At 69.4% G+C, this 15,731-nt stretch carries 13 protein-coding genes; 4 read left to right on the top strand and 9 right to left on the bottom strand.

Annotated features, from left to right (window positions below):
- Nucleotides 1–164: 164 nt before the first annotated feature.
- Both AC0LPE_RS08865 and AC0LPE_RS08860 read right to left on the bottom strand, forming a co-directional pair.
- Complete coding sequence (locus AC0LPE_RS08865) at nt 165–752, bottom strand: GNAT family N-acetyltransferase (RefSeq protein WP_145691840.1); 588 nt, start codon at nt 750–752, stop codon at nt 165–167.
- Nucleotides 753–789: 37 nt separating this feature from the next.
- On the bottom strand, nt 790–1,422 hold the full coding sequence (locus AC0LPE_RS08860) for a mycothiol-dependent nitroreductase Rv2466c family protein (RefSeq protein ID WP_420714483.1): 633 nt from the start codon (nt 1,420–1,422) through the stop codon (nt 790–792).
- 159 nt (nt 1,423–1,581) lie between these two features.
- On the opposite strand from AC0LPE_RS08860, the gene AC0LPE_RS08855 reads away from it, so the two are divergent.
- Nucleotides 1,582–2,823: an NAD(P)/FAD-dependent oxidoreductase gene (locus AC0LPE_RS08855; protein WP_145691842.1), complete on the top strand. Its 1,242-nt coding sequence runs from the start codon at nt 1,582–1,584 to the stop codon at nt 2,821–2,823.
- 63 nt (nt 2,824–2,886) lie between these two features.
- Nucleotides 2,887–5,469 carry an aminopeptidase N gene (gene pepN / locus AC0LPE_RS08850; protein WP_490606043.1) on the top strand — a complete coding sequence of 861 codons (2,583 nt, stop codon included), beginning with the start codon at nt 2,887–2,889 and terminating at the stop codon, nt 5,467–5,469.
- Between the two features lie 111 nt (nt 5,470–5,580).
- On the opposite strand, the gene AC0LPE_RS08845 is transcribed toward pepN, so the two are convergent.
- From AC0LPE_RS08845 to AC0LPE_RS08835, 3 genes are read right to left on the bottom strand one after another with little or no spacing between them, the layout of a single operon-like run.
- Nucleotides 5,581–6,054, bottom strand: coding sequence for a DUF5130 domain-containing protein (locus AC0LPE_RS08845; protein ID WP_160876428.1), 474 nt, complete (start codon nt 6,052–6,054; stop codon nt 5,581–5,583).
- A complete protein-coding gene (ctaJ, locus tag AC0LPE_RS08840) occupies nt 6,041–6,313 on the bottom strand; it encodes an aa3-type cytochrome oxidase subunit CtaJ (RefSeq protein WP_490606042.1) in 273 nt (90 codons plus the stop codon). The genes AC0LPE_RS08845 and ctaJ overlap by 14 nt, the downstream gene beginning before the upstream one ends.
- A gap of 59 nt (nt 6,314–6,372) precedes the next feature.
- Nucleotides 6,373–7,002, bottom strand: coding sequence for an HNH endonuclease (locus AC0LPE_RS08835; RefSeq protein WP_080597645.1), 630 nt, complete (start codon nt 7,000–7,002; stop codon nt 6,373–6,375).
- 186 nt (nt 7,003–7,188) lie between these two features.
- Here AC0LPE_RS08835 and AC0LPE_RS08830 point away from each other — a divergent pair, with 186 nt between their 5' ends.
- A complete protein-coding gene (locus AC0LPE_RS08830; RefSeq protein WP_006551125.1) occupies nt 7,189–7,581 on the top strand; it encodes a globin in 393 nt (130 codons plus the stop codon).
- 18 nt (nt 7,582–7,599) lie between these two features.
- On the opposite strand, the gene AC0LPE_RS08825 is transcribed toward AC0LPE_RS08830, so the two are convergent.
- On the bottom strand, nt 7,600–8,019 hold the full coding sequence (locus AC0LPE_RS08825) for a cupin domain-containing protein (protein WP_490606041.1): 420 nt from the start codon (nt 8,017–8,019) through the stop codon (nt 7,600–7,602).
- A gap of 85 nt (nt 8,020–8,104) precedes the next feature.
- Between AC0LPE_RS08825 and AC0LPE_RS08820 the strand changes: the two genes are divergently transcribed.
- Nucleotides 8,105–9,745, top strand: a complete 1,641-nt coding sequence (locus tag AC0LPE_RS08820; RefSeq protein WP_490606040.1) for a glycoside hydrolase family 13 protein — start codon at nt 8,105–8,107, stop codon at nt 9,743–9,745.
- 7 nt (nt 9,746–9,752) lie between these two features.
- Here AC0LPE_RS08820 and AC0LPE_RS08815 read toward each other — a convergent pair whose 3' ends face one another.
- From AC0LPE_RS08815 to AC0LPE_RS08805, 3 genes are read right to left on the bottom strand one after another with little or no spacing between them, the layout of a single operon-like run.
- Nucleotides 9,753–10,448 (bottom strand): DUF8185 domain-containing protein, encoded by a 696-nt coding sequence (locus tag AC0LPE_RS08815; RefSeq protein WP_088897383.1) that lies wholly within the window; start codon nt 10,446–10,448, stop codon nt 9,753–9,755.
- Nucleotides 10,449–10,458: 10 nt separating this feature from the next.
- A complete protein-coding gene (locus AC0LPE_RS08810; protein ID WP_016691845.1) occupies nt 10,459–10,893 on the bottom strand; it encodes an acyl-CoA thioesterase in 435 nt (144 codons plus the stop codon).
- 3 nt (nt 10,894–10,896) lie between these two features.
- On the bottom strand, nt 10,897–15,705 hold the full coding sequence (locus tag AC0LPE_RS08805) for an NAD-glutamate dehydrogenase (protein ID WP_145691846.1): 4,809 nt from the start codon (nt 15,703–15,705) through the stop codon (nt 10,897–10,899).
- Between the last annotated feature and the right edge of the window lie 26 nt (nt 15,706–15,731).

Below are 15,731 nucleotides of genomic sequence, written 5' to 3'. Positions count from 1 at the left end.
CGCGAGCGACGCGCTGGGTGTGACGAGCAGGGTACGGGGACAGGGAACAGCCATGATGCATCACGGTAGTCCGCGTCCGACCCGAAGCCGAGAATTGAATTCGGGATGAGCACAAGTCTGTACGCGCGGAGCGTTGCGACCTCCGGTCCCGAGTCTCCGTCAGGTCAGCGGCGCATCGCCCAGACCTTCGGGCCGCCGTCCGGCAGCTCCACGACACCGGTGACGACGAATCCGAGACGTTCGTAGAGCGCGACGTTCGTCTCCGAGGAGGTTTCCAGACAGGCCGCGACCCCCTGCCGCTCGGCCGCGCGGAGTCCGGGTTCGAGGACGGCCCGTCCCAGGCCGCGACCCTGCGAGGTGGGATCGACGCCCACCGTGGCCAGGAACCACACGGGCTCGTTCGGCTGCAGTTCCGCGGTGGCCTGCTCGGCCAGTTCGGCGGCGCGGGCACGATCGCCCCGCAGTTCCGTCACCCGATCGGCGACGGACGCGAACGCCTCCCCGAGCCCGATGGAGTCGGGCGTCGTCCACACGGCCACCGCGTCGACGTCGTCGGAGACCCACACCTCGCCGCAGCGCATGCCGATCTCGGCGAGGAAGAGCCCCTGCAGGTCGCGGACCCGGGTCTCGTGGTCCCGGCCGTCGACGGTGTAGCGGGTGAACGGATAGTCGCGGAACGCTCGTCCGAGCGTTGCCGTCGCCTTCTCGACATCGTGCACCGTCGCCGGCCGGACCACATGATCGTTCGACACGCCGTGGCACTCTACCGAGCGCCACGGCGATGCCCGGTCAGGAGAAGTCGGGCTCCTCGTCGCGGCTGCGCTTGAGTTCGAAGAAATGCGGGTATGACGCGAGAGCGACCACGCCGTCCCACACCTTCCCGGCCTCTTCGCCGCGCGGGATCTTCGACAGGACGGGACCGAAGAAGGCGATGCCGTTGACGTGGATCGTGGGGGTACCGACGTCCTGGCCCACCTTGTCCATGCCGGCGTGGTGGCTCGTGCGCAGAGCCTCGTCGTAGGCATCGCTGTCGGCGGCCTCTGCCAGCGAGGCGTCGAGGTCGAGTTCGGCGAGCGACGCGGCGATCACGTCCGCGAAGTCCTTGTTGCCCTCGTTGTGGATGCGGGTGCCCATCGCCGTGTACAGCGGGGAGAGGATGTCGTCGCCGTACTTCTGCGCCGCGGCAATCGCGACGCGCACCGGGCCCCACGCCTTCGTCATCAGCTCGGCGTACTCCTCCGGCAGGTCGCGCCCCTCGTTCAGCACGGCCAGGCTCATCACGTGGAAACGCGCCTCGATGTCGCGCACCTTCGTGACCTCGAGGATCCAGCGCGAGGTGATCCAGCACCACGGGCACAACGGATCGAACCAGAAGTCGGCGGTGTCCTTACCGGTCGAGGACGCGGCGGTCAGGTCGCTCAAGAGATCTCCTCACAAGAGTTCGTACGGGCCGGACAACTACGAGCATGTTCAACACGGCCCCGTCGACGATTCTTCCTGAACCGGGCCGTAGTGCGGGCGGTAGCCGTAACGTCGGAGCCGGGAAGCAGGTCCGGCACGCATCACAGTGGAGGCACCACGATGTCGGGTGAGGAAACGTTTCTGATCGTCGGCGCGGGTCTGGCCGGCGCCAAGCTGGCAGAGGAACTGCGCGCCCGCGACTTTCCCGGGCGCATCCTGCTGATCGGCGCGGAGGAGCACCTGCCCTACGAGCGACCGCCGTTGTCGAAGGACTACTTCGCCGGACGCAAGCAACTCGCCGACTTCACGGTGCACGACGGCGACTGGTACCGCGACCACCGCGTCGAACTGCTGCTCGGCACGAAGGTCACCGCGATCGATCCGGCCGCCCACACGGTGACGCTGCCCGACGGGTCGACGCTGCACTACGACAAGCTTGCTCTCGCAACGGGCTCGACGCCCCGCACGGTCCCGATTCCCGGAGCCGACGCCGAACGCGTGTACGTCATGCGCACCGTCGAGGACTCCGATGCGCTGCTCGCCGCGATCCAGGGCGAGACCGACCACGCGGGATGGCTGGCCGTCATCGGCGCGGGATGGATAGGCATGGAGATCGCCGCGAACGCCCGCGGCCGGGGCGCGGGCGTGGTGGTCGCGGAGACCGCGAAGCAGCCCCTGCTCGGCGCCCTCGGCGAGGAGATGGGTGCGGTGTTCGCCGACCTGCACCGCGCGAACGGGGTCGATCTGCGGACGAACACCTCGGTGCGCGAGATCGTCGCCTACGACGGTCGCGCGAGCGGCATCCGGTTCGGCGACGACAGTGTGGTGCCCGCCGACGCCGTGCTCGTCGCGGTCGGGGCGCGCCCGAACGTCGAGCTGGCCCGCGACGCCGGGCTCGCGGTCGACGACGGCGTGCTCGTCGACGCATCGCTGCGGACGAGCGATCCGGACATCGTGGCGGTCGGCGACATCGCGTCGGCGGAGCATCCGCTGCTCGGCACCCGGGTGCGCGTCGAACACTGGGCCAACGCTTTGAACCAGCCGGCCGTCGCGGCCGCGACGATGCTCGGCCGCGACGCGACCTACGACCGGCTCCCCTATTTCTTCACCGACCAGTACGACCTCGGCATGGAATACGTCGGGCTCGCTCCCCGCGACGCGCGGGTGGTCACCCGCGGCGACGTGCAGGGACGGCAGTTCCTCGCCTTCTGGCTCGACGACGAACAACGCGTCCAGGCGGGGATGAACGTCAACATCTGGGATGCCGGCGACGACATCCGCGCTCTCATCGCCTCCGGGCGGCCCGTCGACGTCGGCCGGTTGACGGACACCACGGTGCCGTTGTCCGACGTCGCTCCGTGAGGCTCCGTCGATCATGATGGGATGGACGCCGACCGACATTCCGTCGTGAGAAGGAGTTCTCCCGTGGCACCACCGAATCTGACCCGCGAGCAGGCCGCCGAACGGGCCGCGATCCTGTCCGTCGACAACTACAGCATCGAACTGGATCTCACCGACGGTGCCGGCGCGCCGGGCACCACGACCTTCCGGTCGGTGACCACCGTCCGATTCGACGCGACCGAGGGCGCCTCGACGTTCATCGACCTCATCGCGAAGACCGTGCACTCGGCAACCCTCAACGGCGAATCCGTCGACGTGTCCGGATACTCCGAGGAGACCGGCATCGCCCTCACCGGTCTCGCCGCCCACAACGAACTCGTCGTCGACGCCGACTGCCTGTACACGAACACCGGTGAGGGCCTGCACCGGTTCGTCGACCCCACCGACGACGCGGTGTACCTGTACTCGCAGTTCGAAACGGCCGACGCCAAGCGGATGTTCGCGTGCTTCGACCAGCCCGACCTCAAGGCCACCTTCGACCTGAAGGTGACCGCGCCGCAGGACTGGGCCGTGATCTCCAACGCCGACACCGTGCAGACGGCGGCCGCGCAGCCGGGCCTGCACATCTTCCGCACCACCCCGCGGATGAGCACCTATCTCGTCGCGCTCATCGCCGGCCCGTACGCGGTGTGGTCCGACGAGTACACCGACGAGCACGGCACCATCCCGCTGCGCATCTTCTGCCGCGCGTCGCTCGCGGAGTACATGGACGCCGACCGGCTGTTCACCGAGACCAAGCAGGGCTTCGGCTTCTACCACGCCAACTTCGGGATCCCCTACGCCTTCGGCAAGTACGACCAGCTGTTCGTGCCCGAATTCAACGCCGGGGCGATGGAGAACGCGGGCGCGGTGACCTTCCTGGAGGACTACGTCTTCCGCTCCAAGGTCACCCGCTACTCCTACGAGCGCCGCGCCGAGACCGTCCTGCACGAGATGGCACACATGTGGTTCGGCGACCTCGTCACCATGCGCTGGTGGGACGACCTGTGGCTCAACGAGTCGTTCGCGACGTTCGCGTCGGTTCTGTGCCAGGCCTCGGCCACCGAGTACACCAACGCGTGGACGACCTTCGCGAACGTCGAGAAGTCGTGGGCCTACCGGCAGGACCAGCTGCCGTCGACGCACCCCATCGCCGCCGACATCCCCGACCTCGCCGCGGTCGAGGTCAACTTCGACGGCATCACCTACGCCAAGGGCGCGTCGGTGCTCAAGCAGCTCGTCGCCTATGTCGGGCAGGAGCCCTTCCTCGCCGGTCTGCGCGAGTACTTCCGCGACCACGCCTACGGCAACGCCACCTTCGACGACCTGCTCGCCGCGCTGGAGAAGTCCTCCGGCCGCGACCTGTCGGACTGGGGCGCCCAGTGGCTCAAAACCACCGGTCTGAACATCCTCCGACCGGACTTCGAGGTCGACGACCAGGGACGCTTCACGCGTTTCGCGGTGGTGCAGGAAGGTGCCCAGCCCGGCGCCGGGGAGTTCCGCGTGCACCGCCTCGCGATCGGTGTGTACGACGACGACGGCTCCGGCAAGCTCGTCCGCACGCACCGCGTGGAGATCGACGTCGACGCCGCCGAGCGCACCGAGGTGCCCGATCTGGTGGGTGTGCCGCGCGGCGCGTTCGTCCTCGTCAACGACGACGACCTGACGTACTGCTCGGTGCGTCTCGACGAGGAGTCGCTCGCGACCGTCATCGACCGGGTCGGCGACATCGCCGAGTCGCTGCCGCGCACCCTGGTGTGGTCGGCGGCGTGGGAGATGACCCGTCAGGCCGAGATGAAGGCGCGCGATTTCGTCGCCCTCGTGCAGCGCGGCATCGCCGCCGAGACCGAGGTCGGTGTCGTCCAGCGTCTGCTCATGCAGGCGCACACCGCGCTGGAGAGCTACGCCGACCCCTCCTGGGCCGCGGAGCACGGCCGGGCGGACTTCGCCAACCGCCTGCTCGAACTCGCCCGCGAGTCCGAGGCAGGCTCCGACCATCAGCTCGCGTTCGTCAACGCGCTCACCACCGCGTACCTGTCACCCTGGCACACCGAAGTGCTCGAGGAGCTGCTGGGCGCGGATCCGGCAACGGTCGGCCTGCCCGGGCTTACGATCGACACCGATCTGCGCTGGCGGATCGTCCAGGCGCTCGCCGCGGCGGGCGAGGTCGATGCCGAGGGTGTCGAGTCGCCGTTCATCGACGCGGAGGCCGAACGCGACCCGACGGCCGCGGGTGCCCGCCAGGCGGCGGCCGCCCGCGCGGCGCGTCCGCAGGAGGCCGTCAAGGAACAGGTGTGGCAGACGGTCGTGCACGACGACAGCGTCCCGAACATCACGGCGCGCGCCGTGATCGGCGGTTTCGCCCCGGCCGGTCAGGGCGAACTGCTCGAGCCGTACGTCGCGCGGTACTTCGCGGAGGTGCCGGGAGTGTGGGAGCGCCGTTCGAGCGAGGTCGCGCAGACCGTCGTGATCGGGCTCTACCCGTCGTGGTCGATCAGTGAGCAGTCGGTGGCGGCAGCCGACGAGTTCCTCGCCGGCGACCATCCGCCGGCCCTGCGGCGACTCGTCGTCGAGGGTCGTGCCGGGGTCGTGCGCTCGTTGAAGGCACGCGCGTTCGACGCGTCCTGACGCACCGACCTCACCGAACGACTGTGGGCGGTGCCCACATGAGACGACTGTGGCCCGCTGCCTCTCCTTCACGGAATGGCAGCGGGCCACAGGTGGTTCGTGGGCTCCGTCTCAGGGAGCGACCATGGCGTTCGCGATGACGCGGACGGCACTGGTGATGCCGTCGAGCAGATTCCCCTGACCGAAGGACGACACGGCCGCGGTGATGCCGAGCTGCAGCACGCGGTCGGTGGCGCGGTCGGCGGCGGTGCGACCCGAGCGGACCTCGATGCTCCGCTGGTTCGGGAAGACGGCGACGAGGACCGAGTTGTCGGCGTCCGGCGTCGTCGGCAGCAGGGCGTCGGTCGCCGCGGCCGGATTCACGTCGTCACCGATGTAGACGGTGAACCGCACATTGGTGATCCGTATCGCGTGCGTGAGCGTGTCGTCGAGGGTGATGAGGTCGCGGTCCTTGAACGGCGCGCCCGTGAAGGCCTGCCCGAGACCGCGCACGGCGGAGATGCGTCCGCTCGCGGTGAGTGCCGCACCGTGCGGCAGGTTCTCCGGCGCGACGGCCGGACGCTGGATCACGTCACCACTTGCCACTTGCGGTACCTCCGATCAGCTCCGCCGAGGTCAGAGCGGCATGACCGTGACCATGATGCGGGTATCTCCAGGGATGGGTCGATTCGTCGGTCGCGGTCCACAGGAGCGGTCCGTGCTCCCATTTCCGGTCGAGCGTGTACGGGTCGTCCGACGGCGTGGAGCCCGGGTACTTGCTCATGACGAAGGACAGCCCACCGAAGACCAAGACGATCAGCAGCGGGATGCCGACGAAGATCAGGGTTGTCTCGAGAATGCTCACAGCCAAACGTTAGCCCAGCCGGGCCCGAAAGGCCTCATACGCCCCGGAGAACGGCCCGATCAGGCCGCGCCCTCCCCCAGATAGGGCAGCCAGGTGGGGTGCAATTCGGGCAGGGTCGCGAGCAGGCGCCAGTGCCGGCCCTTGGGCGGATTCGGCACCACACGCAGGGTCCATCCGAGTTCGGTGAGCAGCTTGTCGGCCTTGCGGTGGTTGCACGGCGCGCAGCACGCGACGCAGTTCTCCCAGGTGTGCTCGCCGCCGCGGCTGCGCGGCACGACGTGGTCGATCGTCTCGGCCTTGCCCCCGCAGTAGGCGCACCGGTTCCGGTCGCGGTGCATGAGCGCGGCCCGGGTGAGCGGCACCCGCGCGTGATACGGAACGCGCACGTAGTTGCGCAGACGGATCACGGACGGCAGTTGCACGGACCATTCGGCCGACCGCACGAGCGGGGCGAGCGGATCGTCGTGCACGGTATCGGCCTTGCCCCCGGCCATCAGGACCACGGCCCTGCGGGCGGGCAGGGCGGTGAGCGGCTCGTAGGTGGCGTTGAGCAGCAACACTCGACGTTTCAACCAGTCGGGTACCGTCGCGGTGCTGTCGTGCACCACGCGCAGTGTGGTAGCCCCCGGCACCCCTGCAGGGGCGTCCGCGGGCGGGAGTTGTCGATGCGAGCTGCTGCTGTGCTTCATACGACCTCCGAAAAGACTGGGAACAGTGGACCACGGATGCTCACGAATCGCACCCGAAATCAGCGGACCGGTCCAGGTCGGGCCGGTGAACATCCGGTGACGGTCCCGCCCGGCACGGCTCGTCGGGCGGTGTGCCGTCGGGAGCGGGCACAATGGACGGTCGAGAGGGACGGTGAACGAATACAGATGAGTGACGAGCAGACCTTCTACGAGGCGGTCGGTGGCGCCGAGACGTTCCGCCGGCTCACTGCACGGTTCTACGAGGAGATCGCACGGGACGAGATCGTCCGGCCCCTGTATCCCGAGGAGGATCTCGGTCCGGCCGAACGGCGCATGCGGATGTTCCTGGAGCAGTACTGGGGCGGCCCGCGCACCTACTCCGAGGAGCGGGGGCACCCGCGGCTGCGCATGCGTCATCATCCCTTCCGGATCGGGCCGCTCGAGCGCGACGCCTGGCTGCGGTGCATGCACACCGCGATCGCGTCGATCGACGAGAAGACGCTCGACGACGAGCACCGCCGGCAGCTCGTCGACTACATGAACATGGCGGCCGACTCGATGATGAATTCCCCCATCTAGGGGTCGGCGTGTCCGGGGTCAGCGGCCCAGCATCCGGCGCAGGCGGTCCTCCACCTTCTGGGTGAACCGCGCCATCGGAGACAGATGACGTCGCAGGATGGCGTGCTTGCGCACGTATTCGGGGACCTCCCACAGCGCGGTGGTACCGGCACGGAAGAGCGCCGCGTCCCCGGCTCGCAAGGTGCGTGGTTCGGAGTCGGCGGACGAGACGACGACCGAGCCCTCCACGATGTGGACGATCTCGTCGACGCCGAAATGCCAGTCGAAGCGACCGGCCGTGCAGTCCCACACGTGTGTGGTGGTGGTGCGGTCGACGCTGGTCGCCCACTGACCGCTGCGTGCCACGGGAGCACCCTCGTGAATCCACGCAGGGTTGATCGGGTCGTCGCGCAACTCCACGTCGTCCAGCCGGACCGCGACGATCGATGTCGTATTCATGCCGTTCGTCCTATCATGCGGCCAGGTCCCGACGGAACGGTCGCGGGCACCGTTCGCCCTGCCTTTCGCCCTGTCGTCTGACACGATGACTCCCGTGGCCCACCCCGCAGCACCGACCTCCGGACGAGGCGACCCGACGGCGCCGTGGTGGCGCGACGCGGTCTTCTACCAGGTCTATCCCCGCTCGTTCGTCGACGCGAACGGTGACGGCATCGGCGACCTCGCGGGTGTACGCAGCCGCCTCGGCTACCTCGAACTGCTCGGTGTCGACGCGATCTGGCTCAACCCGGTGATGCGTTCGCCGATGGCCGATCATGGCTACGACGTCTCCGACCCCCGCGACATCGACCCGCTGTTCGGGGACATCGCCGACCTCGAAGCGCTGGTCACCGACGCCCACGCCCGCGGCATCCGAGTGGTGATGGACCTCGTGCCGAACCATGTCAGCGTCGAGCACCGCTGGTTCCGGGCCGCGCTCGAGGCCGGGCCGGGCAGCCGCGAACGCCGACGCTTCCACTTCCGCGACGGGCGCGGACCGGACGGCAGCGCACCACCGAACAACTGGCCGAGCGTCTTCGGCGGGCCGGCCTGGACCCGCATCACCGAACCCGACGGCACGCCCGGTCAGTGGTATCTGCACGTCTTCGCTCCCGGGCAGCCCGATCTGAACTGGGACGACGAGGAGGTCGTCGAGGATCTCGACAAGACCCTGCGGTTCTGGCTGGACCGAGGCGTGGACGGTTTCCGCATCGATGTGGCCCACGGCATGGCCAAGCCCGCGGATCTTCCCGATCACGAGGGGTGGGAGACCAACGAACTGCTCGGGCACTCCCCCGCCGATCCGCGGTTCAACAATCCCGAGGTGCACGACATCCACCGCCGCATCCGGCGGGTCTTCGACGAGTATCCGGACTCGGTAGCGATCGGTGAGATCTGGGTCGACGACCACCAACGGTTCGCCGAGTACCTGCGCCCGGACGAACTGCATCTCGCCTTCGACTTCCACCTGACGCTGTCGGACTGGGACGCCGACGCCGTCCGCGACGCGATCGAGAAGGGCCTGGCCGCGGTGACGTCGGTGCAGGCCTCACCGACGTGGACGCTGTCGAACCACGACGTCGACCGCGAGGTCACGCGATACGGCGGCGGTGAGGTCGGGCTCGCCCGGGCACGCGCGATGATCCTCGTCGCCCTCGCGCTGCCGGGAGCGGTGTTCGTCTACAACGGCGCCGAACTGGGGTTGCCGAACGTCGACCTGCCCGACGAGGTGCTGCAGGACCCTGTCTGGGAGCGGTCCGGCCACACCGAACGCGGACGCGACGGATGCCGCGTGCCGCTGCCGTGGGAGGGCGGGGCGCCACCCTTCGGATTCACTTCCGCCGGGTCGTCGTGGCTGCCCCAGCCCCCGGAGTGGTCGGCCCTGACCGTCGAGAAGCAACTCGAGGATGCGGGCTCGACGCTCTCGCTGTACCGGAGGGCGATCGAGATCCGCACGGAGCGAAGGCGACCGATCAGCACGGAGCGAAGGCCATCCGAGGGCAGCGGCGGGATCGGCTGGTACGGAAGTCCGGCCGGGTGCCTGGCGTTCCGCCGTCCCGACGGCCTGACCTGTGTGCTCAATGCCGGCGACGTCGCTGTCGATCTGCCTCCCGGTGAGGTGCTGCTCGCGAGTGCGCCGCTCACCGGACACGTACTGCCACCGGACACCGCCGCGTGGCTGGCGTGAGACCTCGTCAGAGGACGCTCAGACCGAGCCCACCGCCGCGGCGCAGGTAGACCGAGCCGAAGCGGGCGTCGAGGCGCACCCAGGTGGCGTGCGCCCGGACCCGCACCACCTCTGCGGGATCGATGCCCGTCGAGTCGACGCTGTCGCGACCGGCACCGGGCACGAAGCCCATCGCACCGAGCGCGAACACCATGCGCATCGGCACCCCCACGGTCGTTCCGGCGCCGCTCACCTCGAGAACCTCCTGGGCGAGCAACGACGCCGGTGGTCCCTGCGCACCGTGCTCGCGGGTGAGGGCGACGCCGCGTTGCGCGAGTTCGACGAGGATCCGCGCCGGCACGTCGTCGACGTGGACGTAGCCGTCGTCGGGCGGAAGTGCGCCGCGCCAGGCGGAATCCATCGCCCAGCCCGGGTCGACCTCGGTGCGCGGTTCGGCCCCGGCGAGGAGCACGGCCCGCAGCGATTCGGCGGCCACGCAGGTGTCGGCCGGAGCCACGGTTCCGCGGACGACGCGTCCGGCGAGCACCTCGAAACCGGTGCGCGTCCAGACGCCGAGCAGTCCGTCGCCGCGGCGGCGCAACCGCACCACGGCGGCCTCGTCGAGACGCGCGGCCCGGGCCAGGAATGCGGCGAGGTCGACGCTGTCGTCGGGGCCGGCGAGCGTCAGGAGGCGCTCTGCGTGTCGGATCCGGTCGTCGGTCACGTCGGCCTCGTCAATTGCGCTGCCACTGACGCAGGAACTCGCGTTCGTCGTCGCTGAGCCGGCGCAGGCGCTGGGTCTCGATGTCGAACGCCGCGATCTGGGTGGACGCGACCACTGCCGGCGCCGAGTCGACCGGGGCACCGCCCGGTCGCACCTCGTAGCCGATCGTGAAGTCGACGGCCCGCACCTTCTCGGTCCACATCAGCACGTCGAGCGGGCCGTCGTCGTGACGCAACTGCCCGCGATAGCGGACGTGGAGATCGGCGATGACAGCGCCTTCGCGCAGGTCGCGGGTGGGGCGACCGTCGGCGAACAGCCACGGGATCCGTGCTTCTTCGAGGAGCGTGACCATCCGCGCGTGGTTGATGTGCTGGAAGACGTCCATGTCGGACCACCGCACCATCACCTCGGTGTGGAAACCGAACTGTTCGCCCGCACCGCTCACTCGTTACCTCCGATCGGATGCGCCTGTGCGCACCATGCCCCTGATCTGTCGTGCCGCCACCGACAAGGTGGCGAGGTCCAGACTTCCAGACGCGAAGATCTCGTCGAGCGCCGCCCTCGCACGGACGAGCTTGGATCCGTTGGACGACTCCCAGTCCTCGATCATCTCCTCGGTCGATTCCCCGGGTTCGGCGCCGGCGAGCACGTCGAGGACGAGCGAACGCAACGAGCCGTACAGGTCGTCGCGCAGCGCGAGTCGCGCCAGCGAATGCCAGCGGTCGCCCCGCTCCAGCCCGGAGACCGCCGTGAGCAGGCGGTCGACACCGAGGCGCGCGTCGAGGGCGTAGTAGAGGTCGGCGACCTCCGCTTCGTCGCGTTGTTCGATGTCGGCGATGTCGATGACGTCGAGCAGCGGGAACTGGTCGAGGAGCCGGAAGACGACGCCGGTCAGCTCCTCCGGTGCTCCCCGCTCGAGGAGCGGGCGGGTGCGGCGCACGAAGTCCTCGGCGTGGTGCCCGCGCATCCAGTCCGCGACCCGCGGGGCGAGACGCGCGAAGGCGTCGCGGTAGCGGCTGATCTCGGCGCCGACCGCGAGGGGCTGCGGCCGTGTGGCGAGGAGCCGGCGCGACGCCCGGTCGAGCACGCGGCGGGATTCGAGCAACAGGTCGTCCTCGATGTCGACGGGCAGCCCGGCGGCCCGGATCTCGTCCCACAGGGCCGGCAACCCGAAGATGGTGGTGACGGCGGCGTAGGCGCGGATGGCGTCGGTCGCCGTCGCCCCGGCCTCCTCGGCGAGCCGGTAGACGTAGGTGGGGCCACCGTTGTCGACGGTGGTGTTGGCCAGCATGGTCGCGACGATCTGCCGGCGCAGCGGATGCGCCCGGATCCCGGCCCGGAACCGCTCGCGCAGAGCGGACGGGAAGTAGGCGGGCAGGATCGCCGCGAAGGTCTCGCTGTCGGGCAGGTCCGTGGCGAGCAGGTCGTCGACGAGGGCGAGCTTGACGTGGGCGAGGAGCTGTGACAGTTCGGGCGACGTCAGCCCCTCCCCCGCCGCTTCGCGACGGTCGAACTCGGCCTCGTCGGGCAGGGCCTCGAGGTCGCGGTCGAGTCCGCGATCGAGTTCGAGGGCCGCGAGCAGCCGACGGTGCACCCCCAGCAGGGACGGCGCGACGGCCCGTTCGAGGCCGAGCACCGCGTTCTGCGAGATGTTGTCGGCCAGAACGAGTTCGGCGACGTCGTCGGTCATCGACGCGAGCAGCGGATTGCGGTCCTCCTCCGCGAGCTCACCGGCGGTCACCATGGCATCGAGGAGGATCTTGATGTTGACTTCGTGGTCGGAGCTGTCGACACCGGCCGAGTTGTCGATCGCGTCGGTGTTGATCTTCCCGCCGGCGCGGGCGAACTCGATGCGGCCGCGTTGCGTGACACCGAGATTGCCGCCCTCGCCGACGACCCGGGCGCGCAGTTCCCGCCCGTCGACGCGCACGCCGTCGTTGCTCTTGTCCCCCACGTCCGCATGGGTTTCCGTCGACGCCTTCACGTAGGTGCCGACACCGCCGTTCCACAGCAGGTCGACGGGTGCGCGCAGGATCGCGCGGATCAGTTCGGGCGGTGGGAGTTCCGTGACCTCGTCGGGCAGGTCGAGCACGGCACGCACCTCGGGACCGACGGGCACCGACTTGGCCGTCCGGTCCCACACCCCGCCCCCGGCCGCGATCAGCTCTGCCGAGTAGTCCTTCCACGACGACCGCGGCAGTTCGAACAGCCGGCGCCGCTCCTCGAACGACCGCTCCGGATCGGGATCGGGATCGAGGAAGATGTGCCGATGGTCGAAGGCCGCGACGAGCCTGATGTGCCGGCTCAGTAGCATGCCGTTGCCGAAGACGTCACCGCTCATGTCCCCGATGCCGACCACGGTGAAATCGTCCGTCTGCGGGTCGGATCCGAGTTCGCGGAAGTGCCGCCGGACGCTCTCCCACGCACCGCGCGCGGTGATGCCCATCTCCTTGTGGTCGTAGCCGGCGGAACCACCGGAGGCGAAGGCGTCGCCGAGCCAGTAGCCGTATTCCGCCGCAACGGAATTCGCGAGGTCGGAGAACGAGGCGGTGCCCTTGTCCGCGGCCACCACGAGATACGGGTCGTCGCTGTCGTGACGCACGACCCGCTGCGGCGGGACCGTCTCGTTACGGGCGGCGTCGAGGTTGTCGGTGATATCGAGTAGACCGGCGATGAAGCACCGGTAGCACCGTTCGCCACGCTCGCGGACGGCACGACGATCCGCCTCGGCGTCGCCGGTCGGACGGGGCGAGTGCTTGACGACGAAGCCGCCCTTCGCCCCCACGGGCACGATCACCGCGTTCTTCACTGCCTGCGCCTTGACCAGGCCGAGCACCTCGGTGCGGAAGTCCTCCCGGCGGTCCGACCAGCGCAGGCCGCCGCGGGCGACGGGACCGAACCGCATGTGGACGCCCTCGACGGCCGGGGCGTAGACGAACACCTCGAAAGCCGGTCGCGGTTGGGGTAATTCGGCGATCCGCCGCGGCTCGAACTTGAGCGACAACGCCCGGCCGTCCGGACGTTCGTGCCCGATTCCGCCGGCCACGTGGAAGTTGGTGCGCAGGGTGGCACGGATCAAGGAGAACAGCCCCCGCAGGATGCGGTCGGTGGCCAGTGCGGTCACCTCCGCGATCGTCGTCGTGAGTTCCTCGGCGATCTGCTGTTCGCGTTCGGCCGATGCGTTCTCCGGATCGAACCGGGACTCGAACAGCCCGACGAGCAGGGCCGCGGTGCGCGGGGCACCGAGCAGCACCCCTTCGATGTTGTACTGGCTGTACGGGAATTCGGTCTGGCGCAGGTACTTCGCGTAGGCCCGGAGTAGCACGACCTGATTCCAGGTGAGCCCGGCGCGCAGCACGAGCTGGTTGAACCGGTCGGTCTCGACCGCCCCCCGCCATGCCACGGTGAAGGTGTCGGTGAGTCGACCCGCCAGCGTCGGGTCGGTCTCGACGATGTCGGGCTCGATGTCCTCGGGCAGGCAGAGCCCGAAATCGTAGATCCAGCAGTCTATTCCGTCCGATCGCGGCAGCCGGTAGGGCCGCTCGTCGACGACCTCCACACCTAGGCTCTGCAACACCGGGAGGATCCGGCCGAGGGTGACCGTCTCGTCCGCGACGTACAGGGTGAAGCGCAACGACAACGGGTCGTCGGAGCCCGGGCGGTACAGGTGCGTGTCGAGATCACCGGAGTCGAGGGCTTCCAGACGCCGCAGGTCGTCCAGGGCGCGTTCGGAGCCGAAGTCCTCCTTGTACGCCTCGGGCACGACCTCGGCGTACCGCTGTACCAGCAACGGGTCGAGATCGCCGGTCGCCGCTGCCACCTCCCCGAGCCGATCGGCCCAGTTGCGGGTCACCTCCGCGAGCATCGCCTGGATCCGCAGGCGGTTGTCCTCGGAGGTGTCGACCTCGCGACGGGCGCGCCCGGAGAACCGGATCGTCACGTGCAGCAACGCGAGGTCGCGTTCGGAGACCCGCGCGGTGTAGTCGAGCACGCCGCCTCCGAACTCGCGCAACAGGATGTCCTGGATCGCGACGCGCACCTTCGTCGTGTAGCGGTCGCGTGGCAGGTAGACCAGGCACGAGATGTACCGCCCGTAGGTGTCGACGCGGACGAACAACCGCACCTGCCGGCGGATGTCGACGACCGCCGTGACGGTCTCGTAGAGGGTGTCGGTGTCCATGGAGAACAGTTCCGCGCGGGGAACCGTCTGCATGATCTCGAGCATCGCCTGACCGCTGTAGGACGACAGCTCGACCCGCGCCCGCGCGACGACTTCCCGCACCCGGCGCGACACCACGGGGATGTCGAGGATGTTCTCGTGCAGAGCGGTCACCGTGAGGACACCGAGGAAACGATCCTCCCCGACGACCGCGCCGTCGGCGTCGAGTCGGGCGACGCCGACGAAGTACGGATAGACGGACCGGTGCACGGTGGCGGGAAGCGCGCCCTGAGTGAGCACGAGCAGCGGACGGTGGCCCGTTCCGACCTCACCGGGCAGGTCGAGTGGGTCGGCGACCGAGGCATCCGTGCGCAGCACTCCCCTGCCGGTTCCGGGCACGGGCATCGCGCGCACGTTGCCGTCGCCGCCGTCGGGTACGAAGTCGTAGCGGCGGTAGCCGAGGAGGGTGAAGTTCCCGCCGCTCAACCACCGCAGCAGTTCGGCGGTCTCGGTGAGCTGGTCGGCCGTGTACTGCGCGGGCGGGTGGGCGGCCAGGCCGTCGAGTGCGTCCGCGAGGTCGCGCTGCAGGGCGTGCATCTCGCCGGAGTCCGACGCCACCTGCCGCACATCGGAGAGCACGCGCCGCAGACCGTGATCGATCTCCTCGACCGACTCGTCGTCGACGGGCCCGCGCAACTCGATGTGCATCCACGATTCGGCGGCGCCGCCCGAGGCCCGTCCGCTGTCGTCGGCCAGGCTCCCGAGATCGCCCTCGGCGGTGCGACGCGCCGACAGGACGGGGTGGATGACCGTCCCCACCGAGACGCCCAGCCGCGAGAGCAGTGCCAGCACCGATTCGACGAGCAGCGGCATGTCGTCGGTGACGATCTGCACGGCGACACCCATACCCTCGGTGCGGCGCACACCGACGACAGCAGTGTCCGGCGCGCGGCGGCGACCGAGGCGGACGTGCTCGAGCGCGGCTGTGCCGTGGTCGGTGGTGAACTCTCCGGAGCCTTGATAGATCCGCTCGAGGACTGCCTCGGGAGAGGCATCGCTGCCTGTTGAATTTGTCTGCGCCACAGCCGGATCGGCCATCGACACCCCTCCTGCACTCTCGGGCG

The sequence above is a fragment of the Rhodococcus sp. S3 genome (genome assembly GCF_058211795.1).
Note: the sequence above shows the minus strand (reverse complement) of the source record. Positions and strands in the feature narration are given on the sequence as shown.